This window comes from Pseudomonas sp. NPDC099000 (assembly GCF_044759925.1).
In the GTDB taxonomy this organism is placed as follows: Bacteria; Pseudomonadota; Gammaproteobacteria; order Pseudomonadales; family Pseudomonadaceae; genus Aquipseudomonas.
Map to the genome: position 1 here is coordinate 1 of NZ_JBIWAF010000041.1, position 23117 is coordinate 23117.

2 protein-coding genes are annotated in these 23117 nt (G+C 63.2%); both read right to left on the minus strand.

Features of this window, described 5'->3' with window-relative positions; genetic code table 11:
- Positions 1-201: 201 nt before the first annotated feature.
- A complete protein-coding gene (locus ACIQV9_RS27350; protein WP_403108056.1) occupies positions 202-11967 on the minus strand; it encodes a non-ribosomal peptide synthase/polyketide synthase in 11766 nt (3921 codons plus the stop codon).
- Positions 11967-22934: an amino acid adenylation domain-containing protein gene (locus tag ACIQV9_RS27355; RefSeq protein WP_403108058.1), complete on the minus strand. Its 10968-nt coding sequence runs from the start codon at positions 22932-22934 to the stop codon at positions 11967-11969. Before ACIQV9_RS27355 ends, ACIQV9_RS27350 begins: the two co-directional genes overlap by 1 nt.
- Positions 22935-23117: the final 183 nt, after the last annotated feature.

Here is a 23117-nt window from a genome sequence, read left to right on the forward strand (position 1 = left end):
TTCGTTTTTTTTTTTTTTTTTGTAAAAAAAAAACACCTCCCCCTGTCCGGCTTCCTCTGGCGCATATAAAAAAAAAAAAAAAAAAAAAAAAAAAAAAAAAAAACCCCCCCCCCCCCCCCCCCCCCCCCCCCCGCCCCCCCCCCCCCCCCCCCCACCCCCCCCCCCCCCCCCCCCCCCCCCCCCCGCTCCTACAAAAATGAGTTATGCAATGGCCAAACGTCGTTCCAACAAGTCTTCAAGCTCATCAAGCAACTCATCACCGCGCAGCAACTCGTAATGCCCGCCAGCCAACAAGCGATCAACGCCATGACTGCCGACCTGCGCTTCGAACACCCGGCGTTCGTCGTCACGCTCAGCCACCCACCAGCGATGGGCCGAGGCCTGGATCGCCGGCAGTTGCCGATGCGTCAGCGCCAGTTGCTTGAGGCGCGAGCCGGTGGCGAAGATCTGCGTGAGCTCCCCCGCGCCCAACGCGGCCTGTTCATTGGAACCGTGCAAGGCGGCTTCAATCACGGCGGTGGAGCCCTCGCGTTCAGTCAAGCCAGCGGCTTTCAGCGCAATCAACGCCTGAGCCTCATCGGCGGGCAAACCGAGCACAAACTTCAGGAAATCACCGAGATCCTCGCGCCAGTCCCCCGCTTCTGCGGTACCGGCTACATAGCTGTCGACCAACCCGGCAAACGCCACGGTTTCACCTTGAATTTCCAATTCGTGGGCAACCAACTGTGTCAACGCACCGCCCAACGACCAGCCCAGCAAGTAATACGGTCCCTTGGCCTGCTGACTGCGAATCCGCTGCGCATAGGCTTGCGCCATGGCCAGCAACGATTCGTCCTGCCAATGCGGATCAAGCAGCATGCGGCATTGCACGCCGTACACTGTGCGCCGTCCTTCCAGTCGGCGGGCCAGCGGTTCGTAGTCGAACACCGTGCCGAAACCGGCGTGCAGGCAGAACAGCGCCGGCACGTTCGGGATCCGCGCATTCAGCGCCAGCAGAGGGTCCGGCGCCGCTGCAACGGGTTCGGCCGCCTGATAACCGCTGAGTTCAGCGATGCACGGTTTCTGCATCAGGTCCCGCAGCTTCAACTCAAAGCCCAGTTGCGGCTGGCTGCGCACCCGCGAGATGACTTTCAGCACCTGCAACGAGTCGCCACCCAGTTCGAAGAAGTTGTCGTCGATGCCCACTTGCGGCACGCCCAGCACGTCTTGCCAGATGGCCGTCAGCGCGGTTTCCAGATCGTTGCGCGGCGCACGATACCCGCCCAGCGCCCATTCAGGCGTCGGCAGTGCGCGACGATCGAGCTTGCCGTTGGCCGAGAGCGGGAAGCGCTCCAGCACCAGAATGCGCGCCGGCACCATGTAATCCGGCAGTTGTGCTTGCAGTTCAGACTTCAAGCGACGGTCCAGCCCGACTGCACCGGCTGCCACCACATAACCCACCAATTGCTTGCCGGTCGGCGTGTCGTGCACCACCACGGCGGCATCCTGCACCCCGGCGCAGTCGCGCAGACGCGCTTCGATTTCGCCCAACTCAATGCGGAAACCACGGATCTTCACTTGCTGGTCAAGACGCCCCAGGTAGTCGATCAACCCGCACTCGCGCTGGCGCACCAGGTCGCCGGTGCGGTACATGCGGCCACCGGCCTCGAACGGATCGGGGATGAAACGCTCGGCGCTCATGCCGGGACGCTGGTGGTAACCGCGCGCCAGGCATTCGCCGCCTAGGTACAACTCGCCGCTGACACCGACCGGCAACGGATTGAGGTCGGCATCCAGCACGTACAACCCACGACCGGCCACACCACGTCCGATCGGCGCATAGGCCGCGTCGCAGGTTTCGCTGACTTTCGCACGCCACAGCAGCGGCGTGACCACGGTTTCGGTCGGGCCATAACCGTTGACCAGACGCTGCGGACGCAAGGCACGCTTGACCTGTTCGAAACTGGCCTCCGGCACCGCATCACCGCCAAAACAATACACCTCGACCGCGGGTGGATTGCCCAAACGTTCAGCCACCTCGGCCATCTGTTGCAAGTAGGCCGGCGGGAAGCAGGCCACGGTGACACCGTGACGCTGCATGACTTCCAGGGTTTGTTCCGGGGTCCACAGACTGTCATCGCGGATCACCAGGCTGCCACCGGCCAGCATCACACTCAGCCAACGTTCCTGCGCACCATCGAAGGCAAACGACATGAAGTGCAACTCACGGCTGCGCGGTGCCAGTTCGTAGAGTTCGATGATGCCGCGGCAATGCCGGGCAATCGGTCCGCGCGCCACGGCCACGCCTTTCGGTAGACCGGTGGAACCGGAGGTGTAAATCAGGTACGCCAGGTGCCCCGGCAACGGATTGGAAACCGGGCACGCCACGTTGTCGGCAACGGTGAGTTGATCCAGCAGCAGACGTGGCGGGCTGTCGGCCAGGGTCAGTCGATCACCCAGATCGCTGTCGCAGAGCAACAGACTGGCCGCTGAATCGCTCAGCATGTAGGCCAGTCGCTCGGCCGGGTACGCCAGGTCCAACGGTAGATAAGCCGCCCCTGCTTTCAGCACCGCAAGGAAAGCGACAATCGTGCGCTCGGAACGAGGCAGCGCCACCGCCACCAGACTTTCCGGCCCGATGCCGCGACCGTTCAGTTGCTGCGCCAGCCCATTGGCCTGAGCCTCAAGGTCGGCATAACTGACTTCCCGATCCTCGCAGATCAAGGCGATCTTCTGCGGCTGCGTCAGGACATGCTGATTGAAAGCGTGCAGCAAATCGGCGTCGTCTTCAGAAGCTTGCGGCAGGCTGATAAGCGCTTGCGGCAAACCGATGTTGCCGAGCAGGCAGGAAGCATCCTCCGGCAACGCACGCAATAACCCTTCCAGCTGCGCACGAATCCGCTCAACTTCCACTTCACTGAAGCGATCACGCAGGAACAGGTATTCGACTTCCAGGCCTTCTTCGTTGGCGCTGACCATCAAGTCCATCGGGAAGTTGGTGACCCCGCCGCTGCCGACTTCGGCAAAGCGCAACTCACCTTCCTCGCCCCCTTTCAAGGCGCGGTCCACCGGATGGTTTTCGAACACGATGATGCTGTCGAACAAGCCCTGGCCACCCTGCCCGGCCCAGCGCTGAATGTCCGACAACGGCGTGTGCTCGTAGTCGCGGACCATCAGGTTGTAATCCTGCAAGTCGCGCAGCCACTCACCCAACGGCTGTTGCGGGTCGAGGGTCTGGATCACCGGCAAGGTGTTGATGAACAGGCCCAGCATGTCCTGCGCCCCGGCCAACCCGGTCGGACGCCCCGCCACCGTGGCGCCGAACGCGACACTGCGTTGGCCGCTGTGGCGCTGCAACAACAGCAGCCACGCGCCTTGCACCAGCGTGTTCAACGTCACGCGCTGACGCTTGGCGAACGTGTGCAGTTTGCGCGTCGCGTCGGCGTCGAGGTTGCTGTACATCACGCCATGGCCGGAACCTGCGGCACCGGAAGCCTTGGCCAGAATGGTCGGTTCTTCCAGCAGCGCCAGTCGCTCACGCCAGAAGCCTTCGGCCTGCGCACCGTCCTGGCGTTGCAGCCAGGCGATGTAGTCGGCGTAGCGACCGGTCAGGGTCGGCAGAGTGTCGTTGTGGTACAGGCGCAGCATGTCGCCCAACAGACGCGAGGCGCTCCAGCCGTCGAGCAACAGGTGATGGTAGATCCAGATCATCTGGTAACGGTCATCGCCCAGACGCACCAGGATGAAACGCATCAGCGGCGGGCAGCTCAGGTCGAAGCCCTTGGCCTGTTCCGCCGCCGCCAGTTCGCCCAACGCCTGCTCGGTGTCGGTACGCTCGCGCCAGTCGAGTTCTTCGATCGGCAACTCAACATCGGCGAACACCGCTTGCAGCGGATCGGCCAAGCCATCGCGCCAGCGGAATGCGGCGCGCAGCACTTCATGACGCTCGACCAGCGTCTGCCACGCCGCGCGGAAACGCGGCACCTGCAAACCGTCGACCGCTACGCTCAACTGGTTGACGTAGGGGTTCAGCTCCGGCGAATCGAGGCAATGGAACAGCATGCCTTGCTGCATCGGCGACAGCGGATACAAGTCTTGCAGCCCTTCACGGGCGGCGATATCGATGTGCGGCACCAGCGCAAAAGCAGGGATCTTCGGCGCTTCAACCAACGCTGCTTCACGGCTGGTCGCCACCGCCGCGAGTGCACGAATGGTTTGCTGTTCGAACAGCTGCTTCGGACTGAACACCAGCCCGCGCTGTCCGGCACGGCTCACCGCTTGCAGCGAGATAATCGAATCACCGCCCAGCTCGAAGAAGTTCTCCGTGACGCCCACCGACTCCAGCCCCAGCAGTTCCTGCCAGATCTCCACCAGCAACGCTTCGGCCGGCGACGCGGCGGCCACGTGATCGTGACTCTGCCGAGTGGCTTCCGGCGCCGGCAGGCCTTGGCGATCAAGCTTGCCGTTCGGCGTCAGCGGCAACGCGGCCAGGCACATCAAGTGCGCCGGCAGCATGTGCGCCGGCAGACGGCTGCGCAGGTGCAGAGTCAGCGCTTCACGCAAATCGTGCTCGTCGGCGAGCGGATCGCGGGGCACCACGTAGCCAACCAACTGGCGACTGACCGGGCCTTCGCGATCGATCACGAACGCTTCACGCACGCCTTCGTGTTCCAGCAGGCAGGCTTCGATTTCGCCGAGTTCGATACGGAACCCGCGAATCTTCACTTGCTGGTCGATGCGACCGAGGTATTCCACGACACCGTCAGCACGGAACCTTGCGAGGTCGCCACTGCGGTACAAACGCGCACCCGGCACAAACGGATCCGGCACGAAGCGTTCAGCGGTCAGGTCCGGACGTTGATGGTAACCACGGGCGACGCCCTCGCCGCCCAGGTACAACTCGCCCGCCACGCCAACCGGCAACGGCTGCAAACCGCCGTCCAGAATGTAGGCGCTGCGGTTGCCCACCGGCCGGCCAATCGGCATGAACGCCGAGTCGAATTCGGTATCCGGGTACGCCAGCCAGATCAGCGGCGTGATCACCGTTTCGGTCGGGCCGTAGCCGTTGATCAGGCGCTTGGGTTGCAACACCTGCTGGACCTCGTCGAACGCATGTTTTGCCATGCCTTCACCGCAAGGGGTGTAGGAACGGATCGGCAAATCACGCCCCGCTTCGCCCATGAATTCGGCGATCTGCCCCAGATAGGTCGGGGTGAAGCAGGCGATGGTGATGCCGTGCTTTTCGATCTCGGCGCAAGTGCGCTCCACGCTCCACAACTCGTCGTCGCGGGGCATCACTGCTGAACCGAACACCAGCGGCGTCAACCAGCGTTCGTGGGCGCCGTCGAAGCTGATCGAGGCGAATTGCAGCTCGCGATCGTCCGGGGTCATGCCGTACAACTCGCCGATCGACAGGCAATGCATGGCCAACGGACCGTGGGCCACGCTGACGCCTTTCGGCCGCCCGGTGGAACCCGACGTGTAAATCAGATACGCGAGGTTTTCGCCGCAGGTCAGGTTGACCGGGTTGGTTTCCGACATTTGCTCCAGCGGCTCGCGGTCGATTTCCAGGACCGACAGGCCTTCCGGCAAGGGCAGTTTTTCCCGCAGCCACGATTGGCTGATCAGCAGCGAAATGCCGCTGTCTTCCATCAAATAACGCAGGCGTTCGGCCGGATACGCCGGGTCCAGCGGCACGTAAGCGCCGCCCGCCTTGAGGATCGCCAGCAGGCCAATGATCATTTCCGGCGAACGCTGCATGGCCAGGCCGACCCGCACTTCCGGACCGATGCCCAGTGCGCGCAGGCGGTGGGCCAATTGATTGGCGCGACGGTTGAGCTGGTCGAAGCTCAATTCCAGATCGTTGAAGATCAGCGCCGTGGCGTCCGGTCGGGCAACGGCCTGGGCCTCGATCAACTGATGCACGCAGAGCGGGTTTTGCGCGGCCGTGAATGCCGGGTTCCACTCCACCAGCTGTTGTGCGCGCTCCGGCGCGGTCAGCAGGTCCAGTTCACTCAATGCAGCCTGTGGCGCGGCGACCATCGCTGCCAGCAGCGCGGCCAAATGCTCGCTCATGCGAGCAATTGCCTCGGCGCTGAAGTGGGCGCACTGGTAGCTCCAGTTCAGGCTGAGCTGGCTTTCGGCGGTGGCCGCCAGCGTCAGCGGGAAGTTGGTGCGTTCATGGTTCTGCGGGATCGAGAAGCTCAAACCGGCTGGCGCACCCTGTTGCAGCGCTTCGGCCACCGGGAAGTTTTCGAACACCAGCAGGCTGTCGAACAGCGGCTCACCAGCACGCCCGGCCCAGCGCTGAATGTCACCCAATGCGGTGAATTCATGCTCACGCAATTCGAGGTTCTGCGCCTGCAAACGGGTCAGCCACTGGCCGACGCTTTCCACCGCGTCCGGGCTGCTGATCACCGGCAAGGTGTTGATGAACAGTCCGAGCTGGCTTTCGGCACCCGGCAAGTCCACCGGTCGCCCGGCAACGGTCGCGCCGAACGCGACGCTGCGTTGACCGCTGTAACGTTGCAGCAACAGTGCCCACGCGCCTTGGACCAAGGTGTTGAGGGTGACCTTTTGCTGACGGGCAAATTCGCTGAAGCGTTTGCTGGTGGCGACATCAAAGGTCTGGCGATGGTCGGCAAACTCCGCCGTCGACAGGTTTTTACTGTCGCCATGGGCCAGGCTCTGCGCCAGCAAGGTGGGGTTGTCCAAGGTCGCCAGTTGCTCGCGCCAGAAGATCTCATCGGCATGAGCATCCTGACGCTGCAACCAGCCGATGTAATCGGCAAAACGCCCAATCGGCGCCTGCACCTCTCGCCCGGCATAACGCTGCAGAACTTCGCTCAACAGCAGCGAGTTACTCCAGCCATCCAACAACAGGTGATGATGGGTGTAGATCAGTTGCTGACGCTCATCGTCGAGGCGCACCAGGGTCAGGCGCATCAATGGCGCCCGGGTCGAATCGAGTTGCAGGCGTTCGTTGTCGATCAGCTGTGCGAGCGCTTCGGCTTGATCGCTGCGGCCACGCCAGTCCAGGCGGTTCAGCGGCAGTTGCAGATGACGATGGACCAATTGCACCGGCGCCTCGAAGCCCTCCGGGAAGTGGAAGCTGCTGCGCAGGATCGGATGGGTGTCGAGCACCGCTTGCCAGGCGCGGCCCAAACGTTCGGCATCGAGCCCACGGGCTTCGACGCTGAGTTGGTTCACATAGGCGCCGGACTCCGACTCGTACAGGCTGTGAAACAACAAACCGGCCTGCATCGGTGACAGCGGATACAGGTCCTCGATCTGCGCCGGTGGCACCGGCAGGCCATCGAGTTGCACCTGGGTCAGACGCGCCAATGGGAAGTCCGCCGGGGTCACGCCGCCCGCGCCATCGCTCAGGCAATGGGCGATCAGCGCCAGCAACTCGCTGCGAAAATCCGCCGCCAGCGCTTCGATCTCGCGCAGGTCGAAGCATTCGCGGCTGAAGGTCCAGTCCAGTTTCAGTTCACCGCCATACACCTGACCATCCACCGACAGCCAGTTCGGCAACGGTGCGTCCGCCGATTGCGCGGCACCGCTGGATTCGCGAGCCGGAGTGAACAGTGCATCCTCGGCGAAGCTCTGGTCGAACTGGCCGAGGTAGTTGAAGGTGACCCGCGCTTGCGGCAACCCGACCAACGCCGCTTGGGTCGAGGCATCGCCCATGTAGCGCAATAGGCCGTAGCCCATGCCTTTGCCGGGGATTTCGCGCAGTTGCTGTTTGATGGCCTTGATCGAGCCCGCTAGGTCGGCGGTCGGCGTAAGGCGCACCGGGAACAGGCTGGAGAACCAGCCGACAGTGCGGGTCAGGTCGATGTCGTCGAACAGTTCTTCGCGGCCGTGGCCTTCGAGCTGAATCAGTGCCGAGGCATCGCCGGTCCAGCGGCTGAGGGTGCGGGCCAATGCGGTCAGCAGCAAATCGTTGACCTGTGTGCGGTAGATCGCCGGCGCCTGTTGCAGCAGCTTGGTGGTTTGATCGCGGTCCAGGCCGATGCTCACGCCTTGCCGCAGATGCCCGGCCTGACTGGCGTGGGCATTGGCCGCCGGCAGCGAATCATTCGCCACACTCAGCTGCGCCTGCCACCAGTCCAGTTCGCCGGCAGCGGTTTCGGAACGTGCATACGCGTCGAGTTTGTCGGCCCAGGCCTGGAAGGCGCTGGTTTTCGGTGGCATGTCTTGCCCTTGGTAAGCGGCTTGCAGATCTTCCAGCAACACCCGCCACGACACACCGTCCACCGCCAAGTGGTGGATCACCAACAGCAACCGCTGTGAGCCATCGGCCTGTGCGATCAACGCCACACGCAGCAACGGCCCGTCTTGCAGACTGAGGCTGCGCTGCGCTTCGTCGCACACCGATTCCAGCGACTCATTGCTGGCCACGCGAGCGGTCCAGAGCATGTCGATCACATCGCAGCTGTCGGCCCCGACATAACGCGCCGACCATTGGCCATCGACCTGACTGAAGCGCAAACGCAGCGCATCGTGCTGCTTGAGCAGACGTTGCAGCGCCGCTTGCAGACGCGGCAATTCGAGGGTCTCACGCGGCACCAGCAGCACTGCCTGGTTCCAGTGCGCGCGCTGCGGAATCGGCTCGTCGAAGAACCAGCGCTGAATCGGCGTGAGTGTTTGCACACCGTCCACCGGCCCTTGTTGCGCCAGCGGAGCGGCCTGTTCCTTGACCACGGCGGCCAGGGCTTGCAAGGTTTGCTGCTGGAACAGGTCACGGGGTTGCAGGCTCAGACCGGCGCGACGGGCGCGGCTGACCACCTGGATCGAAATGATCGAGTCGCCACCCAGTTCAAAGAAATTGTCCTGACGCCCGACCTGCTCCACGCCCAACACGTCCTGCCAGATCTGCGCCAGCACCTGTTCGTGTTCGCTGCGTGGCGCTTCGAAGGCGCGCTGGCTGACTTGCGCGGTCGGCGCCGGCAGGCGTTTGCGGTCGAGTTTGCCGTTTGGACTCAGGGGCATTTGTTCGATCAGCACGGTCTGCGCCGGCACCATGTAATCCGGCAGGCTGGCGAGCAGATAGTTTTTCAGGGTTTCGCGCCACACGCCTTGCTGCTCGGCATCGGCGCTGACCAAGGCACGATCCTGCGGCACGATGTAGGCGACCAATTGCTTGCCGCTCGGGCCGTCGAGGGCCAGCACCACGGCTTCTTGCACGTCGGCATGCTCTTGCAGGCGCGCTTCGATTTCGCCGAGCTCGATGCGCAAACCGCGAATCTTCACTTGATGGTCGATGCGCCCGCAGTAGTCAATGGCGCCGTCAGCGCGATAACGCGCCAGGTCGCCGGTGCGGTACAGACGCTCGCCGCTGCCGAACGGGTCGACCACGAAACGCTCGGCGGTCAGCGCACCACGACGGTGATAACCGCGCGCCAGACCGACACCACCGAGGTACAACTCGCCCACCGCGCCCAGCGGCAATGGCTGCAATTCGCTGTCGAGAATGCAGGTGCGCAGGTTGGCAATCGGGCGGCCAATCGGCACGCTGTCGCGGCCCTCTTCCACGCAGGTCCAATGGGTCACGTCGATGGCCGCTTCGGTCGGGCCATACAGGTTGTAGAGATTGGCTTGCGGCAGGCTGCGCAGAGTTTGACGTTGCAGTTCCATCGGCAGCGCTTCACCGCTGCAAATGATCCGTTGCAACGAGGTGCAGGCCAGTGCCTCGTCGGCACCGATAAACACCGAGAGCATCGATGGCACAAAGTGCAGCGTGGTGATCGCCTGCTCGACGATCAATGCAGCAAGGCGTTGCGGGTCGCGGTGCTCGCCCGGTGCAGCGATCACCAAAGTTGCGCCCTTCATCAGCGGCCAGAAAAACTCCCACACCGACACGTCGAAACTGAACGGCGTCTTTTGCAGCACGCGGTCGGTCGGCAGCAGTTGGTAGGCTTGCTGCATCCACTCCAGGCGGTTATGCAGCGCCACATGGCGGTTGCCCGCGCCCTTGGGTTTGCCGGTGGAACCGGAGGTGTAAATCACATAGGCGAGGTTTTCGGCGACAGCGAGGTTTGCCAGATCGGTGCCCGGCAGATCGCTCAACCAATCGGCCTCGGGGTGCAGGCACAAAGTGCGCACGTTGTCCGGGGTCGGCAGTTTCGCCAGCAGATGTTCCTGGGTCAGCAACAAAGAAATGCCGCTGTCTTCGATCATGTAGCTCAGGCGATCAATCGGGTATTCCGGGTCCAACGGCACATACGCACCGCCAGCCTTGAGAATCGCCAGCAGGCCGACGACCATTTCAAACGAACGGTCGCAGGCAATCCCCACCAGCACTTCCGGGCCGACGCCCAGGGCACGCAAGTGATGGGCCAGGCGGTTGGCGCGCAGGTTCAGCTCGGCGTAACTCAGGTTTTGGCCCTGGAAGACCAGCGCCGTCGCGTCACCGTTTTCAATCACGCGCGCTTCGAAATGCCGCTGCACGCAGACTTCACCCGGATAAGCCTGAGCGGTGTCGTTGAGGTCGTCGAGGATGCGCAAACGCTCGTCGGCATCCAGCAACGGCAGTTCGGCCAGCGGGGTTTGCGGGTTCGCCAACACACCGGTCAACAAGTTGCGCCAGTGCCGCGCAAGGTGCTCGATGCGTTCGGTGTCGAACAAATCGGTGGCATACGTCAGGCTGGCAAACAGCTTGTCGCCCTCCTCCTGGGTGTCCAGTTGCAGGTCGAATTGCGTGGTGTGCGCCGTGGCGTTCAGCGCTACGACGCGCAGGCCGGCGAGCAAACCGCTGACCGCCGCCGGTTTGGCTTGCTGGTGGTTGAACATCACCTGGAACAGCGGGCTGTGGCTCAGGCTGCGTTCACCTTGCAGCGCCTGCACCAGACGCTCGAACGGCAAGTCCTGATAATCCAGGGCATCCAGCGACGCGGCGCGGGTCTGGTCGAGCAATTGGCTGAACGGCAGACGTCCGTCCAGTTCAGCACTCATCACCTGGGTGTTGACGAAGAAGCCGATCAGGCCACGGGTTTCCGCGCGATTACGGTTGGCAATCGGCACGCCAATGCGCAGGTCGGACTGGCCGCTGTAGCGATAGAGCAAGGCCTGGAAGCTCGCCAGCAACAGCATGAACGGCGTGACGCCGCGCTGTTTGGCCAGGTTCATCAAACCGCTGGCCAACGTCGCATCGAGGGCAAAATCCAGACGTGCACCGCGCTGGCTTGGTTGCGTCGGGCGTGGACGGTCGGTGGGCAATTCCAGCAGCGGTTGTTCGCTGCCCAGTGTTTCGCGCCACCAGTTGAGTTGACGCTCCAGCTCCCCCGCTTCCATCCAGCGGCGCTGCCACATCGCGTAGTCGGAATACTGGATCGGCAACGCTTCGAGCGCAGCGTTCTGCCCTTGGCAATGCGCGGCGTAGAGCCGGGAAAACTCTTCCACCAGCACGCCCATCGACCAGCCATCGGTGACGATGTGGTGCAGGGTCAGCAACAGCACATGGTCTTCGGTATCCAGTTGCAACAGGCTGACCCGCAACAGCGGACCGTGCTGAAGATCGAACGGCCGGGCGATTTCCTGTTCGACGCTGTTCATCGCCTGATCGAGGCGCTGTGCCTGAGGTTCGCCGCGCAGATCGATCTGCTCGATAGGCAGCGAGGTGAACTCGGCCAGCGTCTGCACCACCTGACCGTCATCCTCGACAAAACGGCTGCGCAAACTCTGATGCCGCTCCAGCAGCCCATCGAAACTCTGCTGCAACGCCGCGACATTCAGCGGCCCGTGCAAACGCAGCGCGACCGGAATGTTGTACGCCGAACTGTGTGGATCAAGCTGCCAGAGGAACCATTGGCGCTGCTGCGCATACGACAGTTCAAACGTCGTTTGCGGCTCGGCGGCGGGCGGAATCGGCAGCTGGCCGAAGCTCACGCCCTGCTCTTGCATGCGTTGCAGAAACTCGCGGCGCTTGTCGGCAGGCAGGCCGGCGAAGCGGCTGGCGATGCGCTGGGCAGTGGTGTGTTCCATCAGTTGATCTCCATCTCGTCGAGAAGCGACTCAAGCGCATCAAGACGTGCATCGTTGTCAGCCGGGGCGTGTTGCCCGGCCATGGCGGCATAAGCCTGAAGGTCGGTGGATTCGAACAGCGCGCGCAGCGGCAGCTCGATGCCCAGCTCCAGTTCCACACGGGCACTGGCCTGGGCGGCGAGCAATGAATGCCCGCCCAATTCAAAGAAGTTGTCGCGCCGACCGATCTGCGCGACGCCCAGCACGTCGGCCCAGATCGCGGCCAGTTGTTGTTCGAGGTCGCCCTCGGGGGCTTCGAATGGACGCTGCCATTCCTGGGCATCCGGCACCGGCAGGGCCTTGCGGTCGAGCTTGCCGTTGCCGGTCAATGGCAAGGTTTCAAGCAGCAGCCAGTGGCTCGGCACCATGTAATCCGGCAGATCGATCTTGAGTGCGGCGCGCAGGTTGTCGCGCCAGGCAATCGGGTCGTGCGGGGTTTGCTCGGCCACGACGTAGGCACACAACTGCGGGCCGCCGTCGCCTGCATGCACGCTCAACACCGCTTGGCGCACGCCCGGTTGGGCCAGCAGCGCGGCTTCGATTTCACCCAGTTCGATGCGGAAACCACGGATCTTCACTTGCTGGTCGATGCGGCCGAGGTAGTCGATGCTGCCGTCAGCGCGCTGGCGGGCCAGGTCGCCACTGCGATAGAGGCGCTGCGAAGTCTCGAACGGGCTCGGCACAAAACGCTCGGCGGTCAGGCCGAAACGGCCGTGATAACCGCGCGCCAAGCCAGCGCCGGCGATGTACAGCTCGCCCGCCACACCCACCGGTACCGGTTGCAACTGGCTGTCGAGCAAGTACCAGCGCAGGTCGCGGATCGGCAGGCCAATCGGGCTTTGGACCTTGCCGTCGAGGTCGGCCAGGCGGATGGCGCGGTAGGTCACGTGCACCGTGGTTTCGGTGATGCCGTACATGTTCACCAGTGTCGGTTGCTGGTCACCAAAACGTTCGAACCATGGACGCAGGCTCGCGACTTCCAGCGCTTCGCCGCCGAAAATCACCTGACGCAGCGCCAGGTTTCGCTCGCTGGCGCAGGCAATCGGCAACAGTTGGCGGAACGCGGTGGGGGTCTGGTTCAACACCGTCACGCCTTCGTCACAGAGCAAGCGGTGGAATTCTTGCGGCTCGCGGCTGATGTAATACGGCACGATCACCAGACGCCCGCCGGTGCACAGCGAACCAAACAGCTCCCACACCGAGAAGTCGAAGGCGTAGGAATGGAACAGCGTCCAGACATCGTCCGGGCCGAAATTGAACTCGCCAGCAGTGGCCGTGAGCAGACGCCCGACGTTGCCATGGCTGAGCAATGCGCCCTTTGGCCGCCCGGTGGACCCGGAGGTGTAGATGACGTAGGCGAGGTTGTCCGGGGTCGCCAGCGCCGGCAGGTTGTCGTCGCTGAACGCGTCCAGCTGCAACGATTCCAGGCTCAGCACCTGCACGCCGTCGCGGGCCGGCAGACCGTCGATCAAGTGTTGTTGGGTCAGCAGCAACGTGATGCCGCTGTCTTCGATCATGTAGCTCAGGCGCTCGGCCGGGTAGTGCGGGTCGAGCGGCACATAGGCGCCGCCGGCCTTGAGAATCGCCAGCAAGCCAACCACTAGCGGCATCGCCCGTTCGGTGGCGATGCCGACGCGCACTTCAGGCCCCACGCCCTGTTCGCGCAATTTGCGCGCCAGTCGGTTGGCCTGGGCGTTGAGCACGGCGTAGGTGAGTTGCTCGCCTTCGTAGACCAGGGCGACGGCGTTCGACCGTTGTGCGGCTTGAGCTTCAAACAACTGGTGCAAGGTTGGTGACGTCGGTTGCGCCTGGAACGCTGGGTTCCAGTGCTGCACCAAGGCCTCTTGCTGCGACCTGTCAATCAGTGGCAGTTGGGCGACGCGTTGCTGTGGATCGCTGACCACCGCGCGCAGCAGGTTCAGCCACTGCTCGGCGAGGCGCTTCATTGACTCCTCGTCATACAGGTCCGTGGCGTAGGTCAGGCTGGCATCGAGTGTTTCGCCCTGCTCCTGAGTGTCGAGCACCAGATCGAATTGCGTGGTGTGTTGCTGCCAGTGCAGACGCTCGACGTTCAGGTCGGCAACCGTGCGCTCGACGCTCGCGCCCAACTGCTGCTGATGGTTGTAGAGCACCTGGAATAACGGGCTGTGATTGAGGCTGCGGTCCGGTTGCAAGGCATCGACCAACTGCTCGAACGGCAAGTCCTGATGCGCTTGGGCGCCCAATGCAACCTGCTTGACCTGTTGCAGCAAAGCACTGAACGGCTGCTGCCCATCGATCTCGGCACGCAGCACTTGAGTGTTGATGAAGAAGCCGATCAGGCCTTCGGTTTCGAGGCGCGAACGACCGGCGCTCGGCACGCCGACGCTGATGCTCGACTGCCCGCTCTGGCGATGCAGCAAGGTCTGGAAACTCGCCAGCAACAGCATGAACAGCGTCACCTGGTGCTCCTGGGCACGTTGACGCAAACCGGCGAGCAATTCGCGGTCAACGTTCAGCGCCAGACTGGCGCCGCGCTCGGTACGACGGGCCGGCCGGGTCAGTTCGGTCGGCAATTCAAGCGGTGCCTGGCTGCCATCCAGTTGCTCGCGCCACCACGCCAGTTGGCGTGCGCCCTCGCCCGCTTCCAGCCAGTCGCGCTGCCAACGGGCGTAGTCGCTGTAATTCACCGGCAGGCTGTTGAGGTTGGCGGCGTTACCTTCGACGGCCGCCTGATACAGCGCGCTGAACTCATCGACCATGACTTGCATCGACCAGCCATCGGCGGCGATGTGGTGCACGGTCAGCACCAGCACGTGTTCGTCGGTGTTCACTTGCAGCAGCAACACGCGCCACAGCGGACCGTTGCGCAGGTCAAACGGACGGGCGATTTCTTCGGCCACGGCCGTGTCGACCGACGATTGATCGAGCGTGCGGTGTTCCAGTTGCAGCGCCAGATTGTCGTGCAATACCGGGCGCGCCTGCTGGCCATCCTGTTCGAAGGTCGTGCGCAGGGTCTGGTGACGGCCCTGCAACTGGGCGAAGGCTTCGCGCAGGGCTTCGCGGTTCAGCGAGCCTTTGAGGCGCAGCGCGGCGGGAATGTTGTAGGCCGGACTTTGCGGGTCCAGCTGCCAGAGAATCCATTGGCGCTGTTGAGCGTAAGACAGGATCGGCAGCTGATCGACCGCAGCTTGTTGCAGTAAAGGCTGCCCGCTGGCATTCGCCAGCGCTGCTCGCTCGGCAAATTCCGCCAGGTTGGCGGCGGAGAACAGGCTGCTCACCGACAGTTCAAGCTGCAACTGCTGACGCACCCGCGAGATCACTTGCAGCACCAGCAACGAGTGCCCGCCCAGCTCGAAGAAGTTGTCGTCGCGGCCGATTTTCTCAACCTGCAACACCTCCTGCCAGATCAACGCCAGTTGTGTTTCCAGCCCTTCGGCCGGGGCCACGAAGTCACGCTGGGCATCGCAGGCCTCAGCACGCGGCAAGGCTCTGCGATCCAGTTTGCCGTTGTTGTTGAGCGGCAGTTTCGGCAGCAGGATCAGGTGATTCGGCACCATGTATTCCGGCAATGACTGACGCAGAGCGGCTTTGAGGCTTTCCAGATAGTCAGTCTCGCAAGACACCGAATCGCTGGCCACGATGTACGCCACCAGTTGCGTGCCGTCCTGAGCGATGACCGCCGCGTCACGCACGTCTCCACGGGCTTGCAGGCAAGCTTCGATCTCGCCCATTTCAATGCGGAAACCGCGGATCTTCACTTGATGGTCGATGCGGCCGACGTATTCCAGATGCCCTTCGGCGTTGTAACGCGCCAGATCGCCGCTGCGGTACAGGCGCGCGCCCGGCTCACGGGCAAACGGGTCTGGCACGAAACGTTCAGCGGTCAGTGCCGGTCGATCGAAATAGCTTTGAGCGAGGCAGGCCGGCGCGCCGATGCACAGTTCACCGACGCCGCCCGACGGCAGCAATTGACCCGCCGCGTCCAGCACATACAGCGCACGACCGGCGATAGCGCGACCGATCGGAATACCAAACGCATCGCTGGCATCGTCGAGCCGGCATTCGTGCACGCTGGACACCACGGTCGCCTCGGTCGGGCCGTAGGTGTTGAGCAATCGCACATGGCTCAAACCGGCCTGATGCCACAAGCGCAGACCTTCGACCGACATCGCTTCGCCGCCGACGTGAACCTGGCGCAAAGCACCGAGACTGCTGACCACGCCGCTCGCGCATTCGCGGGCCAGCAAGTACCAGTAAGCGGCCGGCAAATCCGCCATGGTCACGCCGTGCTGGACGATTTCGGCGGCCAGTCGCCCGGCGTCCCACAGGTCATCGCCGCGCATGATCAACGCCGCGCCGACGCACAGCGCCGGAAAGCACTGCTCGACGAAACCATCGAAACTGAAGGTTGCGAACTGCAACACGCGGTCCGCCGCCGACAGCACCGAATAGTCGGCGGCGCTCTGGCAGAACTCGCGCAGCGCGGCATGGGCGATGGCCACGCCTTTGGGTTGGCCGGTGGAGCCGGAGGTGTAGATGATGTAGGCCAGATCGTCGGCGACCGCGTGGTTTGGCGGATTGCTGTCGGGGTAGTCGGTGCCGTCCTCAAGGCTGAGACGGAACACGCCCGATACCTCTTCCAGCAGACCGGATTCGCACAGCAAGACGTCGAGACGGCTGTCGCCGATCATGTAGGCCAGGCGTTCGTTCGGGTATTTCGGATCGAGCGGCACGTAGGCGGCGCCACTTTTGAGTACCGCCAGCAGGCTGACAATCAGTTGCGGGCCACGGTGCAGCGCCAGGCCGACCCGCTTGCCCGGACCGGCACCGTTGGCAATCAGACGATGGGCCAGACGGTTGGCCTGGGTGTTCAATTGCGCGTAGCTCAGGGATTGGCCGTCAACCTGCAACGCCAGCGCGTCCGGGGTCGCGGCGGCCTGAGCGGCGATCTGCTCGTGGGCCAGAAGTGTGGTGGATAACTCGACTGTCGCCGGTTGGCTGATGGCGAGCAGCGCGTTTTTGCCGTCGACGTCGAGCAGTTCCAGCTCGCCCAGTGCGGCGTTCGGCTGAGCTACCAGTTGCGTCAGCAGGTGCTGCAAATTGGTCGACAACTCAGCGACTTGCGCGGCGCTGAATCGTGCCGCGTCGTAGCTGAAGTCCAGGCTCAGGCCTTCGCCCAGTTCGATGCCCAACGTCAGCGGATAGTGGGTGCGTTCGTGGTTGTGCAAGTTGCCGAACGACAACCCGGCCGGTGCGCCCTGTTTCAACGCTTCGGCCACCGGGAAATTTTCGAACACCAGCAGGCTGTCGAACAGCGCCGAACCCTGCTGCCCCGCCCACCCTTGAATGTCGTAAAGCGGCACGTGCTCGAACTCGCGCATGGCCAGGTTCAGCCCTTGCAGCTCGCCCAGCCATTGATTGACGGTGCAATCCGGCTTCATTGCGCAGACCAGCGGCAGCGTGTTGATGAACAGCCCGAGTTGCTCTTCGATCCCCGGCAGCGGAGCCGAACGACCAGCGACCGTGGCCCCGAACACCACGCAATCCTGGCCAGTGTAGCGATGCAGCAACAGACTCCACGCTGCTTGGAGCAAGGTGTTGAGGGTGACTTTCTGTTGGCGGGCGAACTCGGCAAGACGCTGAGTTGCGCGGCGGTCGAGGGCGACGCGGTATTCCTCGCTGCCTTCGGCGCCTACCGGCGGCCGCAAGGCTTCGGCCAGCAACGTTGGTGCTTGCAGCGGTGCCAATGCAGCTTTCCAGAACTGCTCGCCCGCGGCAGCCGATTGCTGCTGCAACCAGCCCAGGTAATCGCGATATTGTCCGGTCGGTGCCGGCAGCGATTGCCCGGCGGCGTAGTGCTGGATCACTTCGGCCAGCAACTGTGCGTTGCTCCAGCCGTCCATCAAAATGTGGTGACTGGTGTAGATCAGGTGCCAGTCATTGGTGCCCGTGCGGACAAGCTTCAAGCGGAACAGCGGCGCGCTGCCCAGTTCGAAACCCTGGGCGCGTTCGGCGTCGGCCAGCGCATAGGTGTCGGTCGCTTCAAGCACTTCAAGCGGCAACGCGACGTGGCGGACAATCGCCTGATGCGCGGTGTCAAGGCCTTGCCAATGGAAGCTGCTGCGCAGAATGTCATGACGCTCCAGCGCGGTTTGCCAGGCGTGTGCAAAACGCTGCGGATCGAGGCCTTGAATGTCCAGACGCAACTGGCTGATGTAGGCGCCGACCTCGGGTTCGTACAGGGTGTGGAACAACATGCCCTGCTGCATTGGCGACAGTGGATAAAGGTCTTCAAGGGACGCGACCGGCAATTCGTCGAGTTGCACCTGACTGATGCGCGCCAGCGGGAAATCCGACGGCGTGGCCTGCGGCACTTCAACGCCGCAGCAGTGCTCGATCAGCGCGCTCAGTTCCTGGGCGTAATCGTCTGCCAGACGCTGAATGGTCGCGGCGTCGAACATCTCGCGACTGAAACCCCAGCTCAGTGCCAGTTCGCCGCCGTAGACCTGACCTTCGACCGTCAGCCAGTTGCCCAACGGTGCCGAAGGATCCTGGGCTACACCGTTGCCTTCGGTGGACGGCACAAACATCGCGGCGTCGTCGAACTGGCGGTCAAACTGGCCCAGGTAGTTGAAGGTGATGCGCGGTTGCGGCAACGCGGCGAGTTCGGCGCGAATCGCCGGGGCGCCGAGGTAACGCAACGCGCCGTAGCCGAGGCCTTTGTCCGGCACCGCACGCAGTTGTTCCTTGATGGTCTTGATCGACGCGCCGAGATCACTCGACGGCATCAGGTTGACCGGGAACAGGCTGGTGAACCAGCCGACGGTGCGGGTCAGGTCGATGTCGTCGAACAGGTCTTCGCGACCATGGCCTTCGAGCTGAATCAGTGTGCTGCCCTGCCCGCTCCACCGGCAAACTGCCCGTGCCAGCGCGGTCAGCAGCAAGTCGTTGACCTGGGTGCGATACGCCGCCGGGGCCTGTTGCAGCAGTTTGCGGGTTTGCTCGGCGTCGAGCTTGATCTCGAGTTTTTGCTCGAAACGGTTTTGCAGCGCGCCGTTCGGGCGGTCGCAGGGCAAATCGCTCGGAGCGTCGCGCAGTTGGGATTGCCAGTGACCGAGGCTGTTTTCAAAGGCTGGCAGATGATCCTGCAGACGGGCGACCCAGCGCTGATAAGTGCTGGTTTTCGCCAACTTCACGGTGCTGCCGCTGTAGAACTGCTGAAGGTCTTCCAGCAGTACGCGCCAGGACACACCGTCCACGGCAAGGTGATGAATGACCAGCAGCAGACGCTGAGAACTATCCGCCATCGCCACCAGCAATGCCCGGATCAACGGACCATTTTGCAGATCGAGGCTGCGTTGGGCTTCGTCGCACAAGGCGTTGAGGTCTTCCACCGATTGCGCCTGACGCTGCCACAACACTGATTCAGTGGTCGGCGCGGCGTAAGCCTGCTGCCAGCCGTTTTCGGTCTGCTCATAACGCAGGCGCAAGCTGTCGTGATGAGTCAGCAATTGCTCAAGTGCGCGGTCCAGTGCCTCAACGCTCAACCCCTCACGCGGCACCAGCAGCAACGACTGATTCCAGTGCTGGCGCTCAGGGATCGCTTGCTCGAAGTACCACTGTTGCACCGGCGCCAACGCCACCGCGCCAACCGCCGGGCCTTGGTCGATCAGCGGTTGCTCGCCACTGCGCGCAGCCTGGGCCAGGCTGCGAATGGTCTGGTGCTGGAACAAGTCCTTGGGGCTCAACACGATCTCGGCCTGGCGCGCGCGGCTGACCACTTGCATGGAAACGATGGAGTCGCCGCCCAGTTCGAAGAAGTTGTCTTCCAGACCGACGTTGTCGATGGCCAATACGTCCTGCCAGATCGCGGCGAGGGCTTTTTCCATCGCCGTGCGCGGGGCAACGTGTTCGCGCTGTTGTTGCGAGCCATCGATTGCCGGCAAGGCCTTGCGGTCGAGTTTGCCGTTGGGCGTCAGCGGCAGCTGCGCCAGGAACAACAGGAACGCCGGGACCATGTAGTCCGGCAGATGCTGACGCAGTGCGGCTTTCAGGGATTCACGCAGAGTCGCTTGCGCATCGGCGTCATCGACCAACGCCGGATCGGTCGGCACGATGTACGCGACCAGTTGCTGCCCGGTGGCGCCGTCCTGCGCCAACACCGCCAGCTCACGCACGGCCGTTTGCTGCAAGAGCCGCGCTTCGATTTCACCAAGCTCGATACGGAAGCCACGGACCTTGACCTGATGGTCGATGCGCCCGACATATTGCAGCGAACCGTCGGCCTGATAACGGGTCAGGTCGCCGGTGCGGTAGAGGCGTTCGCCGTTGCTGGCGAACGGGTTGGGCACATATTTTTCGGCGGTCATGCCCGGGCGTGCCAGGTAACCGCGGGTGATGCCCGCGCCTGACAGATAAAGCTCGGCAGACACGCCTTGGGGCACCGGTTGCAGATCGGCATCGAGCAAATAGCTGGCGGTGTGCTTGAGCGGCCGGCCGATGTTTGCGCGACCGCCCGCCTCGCGGCGAGTCCAGGTCGAATAGGTAGTGTCCTCCGACGGGCCGTACAAATCGTAGACATGCTCGACGGTCGGTTGCTGATACAGCGCCTCCACGAGGCTTTGCTTCAGTGGCTCGCCGGCGAGGTTGATGATGCGCACGCTCGGCGGGATCTGCCCGTCGCGCTGCAAGGCATTGATCGCCGACGGCACGGTGTTGATCAGGCGCACCTGATCCCGGGCCGGCAGTTGCGGCAGTTCCAGGGCATTGCGGGCGATGATCACCGAGCCGCCGTTGGCCAGGGTCACAAACAACTCCCACACCGACAGGTCGAAGCACACCGACGTCGAGGCCAACACACCCTGGATGTCTTCGCGGCTGTACACCGATTTCGACCAGTCGATCAGCGCCAGCACGTTGCGATGGGCGATGGCCACGCCTTTGGGTTTGCCGGTGGAGCCGGAGGTGTAGATCACGTAGGCCAGGTTGTCCGGCGTGACACGGGTGGCCGGCGCGCTGGCGGGGTAAGCAGCCCAGGTCATATCGTCCATGAGCAGCACTTGGGTTTCGGCTGCCACCGTCAAGGTCGCGGCGACCGATTGCTCGGTCAGCAGTACCAGGGCGCGGCTGTCTTCGAGCATGTAGGCGACGCGTTCGGCCGGGTAATCGGGGTCCAGCGGCACGTAAGCGCCGCCAGCCTTGAGTACCGCCAGCAGCGCCACCAACAGATTGTCGGAACGTTGCATCGCCACACCGACCCTGACTTCCGGACCAATGCCCAGCTCGATCAGTTTGTGAGCCAGGCGATTGGCCAGAATATCGAGTTCGGCGTAGGTCAGCTGTTTGGTGGCAAAGGTTACCGCCAACGCATCCGGGCTGGCCGCGACTTGCTGGCTGATCAGTTGATGAATGCACAGGTCCTGCGGGAAGCTTTCATCGGCGCGATTCCAGTCATGCACGATGCGTTGGTATTCGGCTGTTTCAAGCAGCGGCAAATCGCTGATGCGCTGCTGCGAATCGCTGACCATACCCTGCAGCAAATGCGTCCAGTGCTGCGCCATGCGCGCGATGGTCGCGGCGTCGAACAGGTCGTTGGCGTAGGTCAGTGCCGCGTGCAGCTTGCCGCCCTTTTCATAAGTATCGAGGGTCAGGTCGAACTGGGTGGTGCGCCCTTCCCACTCGATCACGCCCAGCGCCAGACCGGACGCCGTGCTGACGGTGGAAATGTCCGCGACCTGCGGCTGGTGGTTGTACATCACCTGGAACAGCGGCGTGTGGCTGAGGCTGCGCTCCAGTTTCAGCGCCTCGACCAGGCGCTCGAATGGCAGGTCCTGATGGGCCTGGGCGCCGAGGGCGGTTTCCTTGATGGCGCGCAGCAACTCGTCGACACGGGTCTGGCCGTCGAGCTGGGTGCGCAGCACTTGGGTGTTGACGAAGAAGCCGATCAGGCCTTCGATTTCGGCGCGGTTGCGGTTGGCAATCGGCACGCCGACGCGGATGTCGGTCTGCCCGGTGTAGCGATGCAGCAGCGTATTGAAAGCGCCGAGCAACAGCATGAACAGGGTGATGTTGTGTTTCTGCGCCGTGGCCCGCAGTTGCTCGGCCAGTTGCGCATCCACCGCGAATTCGTAACGGGTGCCGCGATAGCTCGGCATCGCCGGGCGCGGGTGATCGGTGGGCAGTTCCAGCACCGGGTGCTCGTCGCCCAGTTGCGCCTGCCAGTAATCGAGCTGGCGTGCCTGTTCGCCCGCCTCCAGCCAGCGGCGCTGCCACAAGGCGTAGTCGCTGTACTGGATCGGCAACGCCGCGAGTTGCGCTTGCGCGCCCGCCTCGAAGGCGTCGTAGCAGCGGATGAATTCGTCGATCAGCACGTTCATCGACCAGCCGTCGGAGACGATGTGGTGCAGGGTCAGCAGCAGGACGTGTTCTTCGTCGGCGAGCTTGAGCAAGGTGACGCGTAGCAGCGGGCCGACGGACAGATCAAACGGCAACACCGATTGCTGCTCGGCCGCTTGAGCGACTGCCACTTCGCGCTCAGCGGCCGATAGCGCGCTGAAATCCACCTGATCGATGACCAACGGCGCGCTGGCCGGCACTTGCAGCAAGGTGTCGTCGGCCTGGCGCTGGAACACCGTGCGCAGGGTTTCGTGACGCGCCACCAGGCTGGCGAAGGCTTGCTCCAGCGCCGGCAGGTTCAACCGCCCGGTCAGACGCACCGCGCCGGGCAGGTTATAGGCGCCGCTTTGCGGGTCGAGCTGCCAGAGAAACCACATGCGTTGCTGGGCGTACGACAGCGCCTGGCGGTCTTCGGCTTCGACACCGGCAGGAATGGGAAACCGGGCGAAATCAACGCCTTCCTTTTGCAAGGCCGCAAGGAACATCTGGCGCTTTTCCAGGGGCAACCCGATAAACCGGCGAGCAAGTTTCAAGGAGTCTTCAGCATTCATTTCTAAGCATCCGGATCAGTGGCGGGAAGCACAAAGGCACGTCGTCCCTATAAAACGAATGCAGACCGGAAAAATTAGCGATTGAGAACAAGTATCAGAAAGAAGGTAGAACGCGGGGTGTCAGAGTGATGAAGATCATTGTAGGAGCGAGCCTGCTCGCGAAGCCGGTGTGTCAGCCACCCT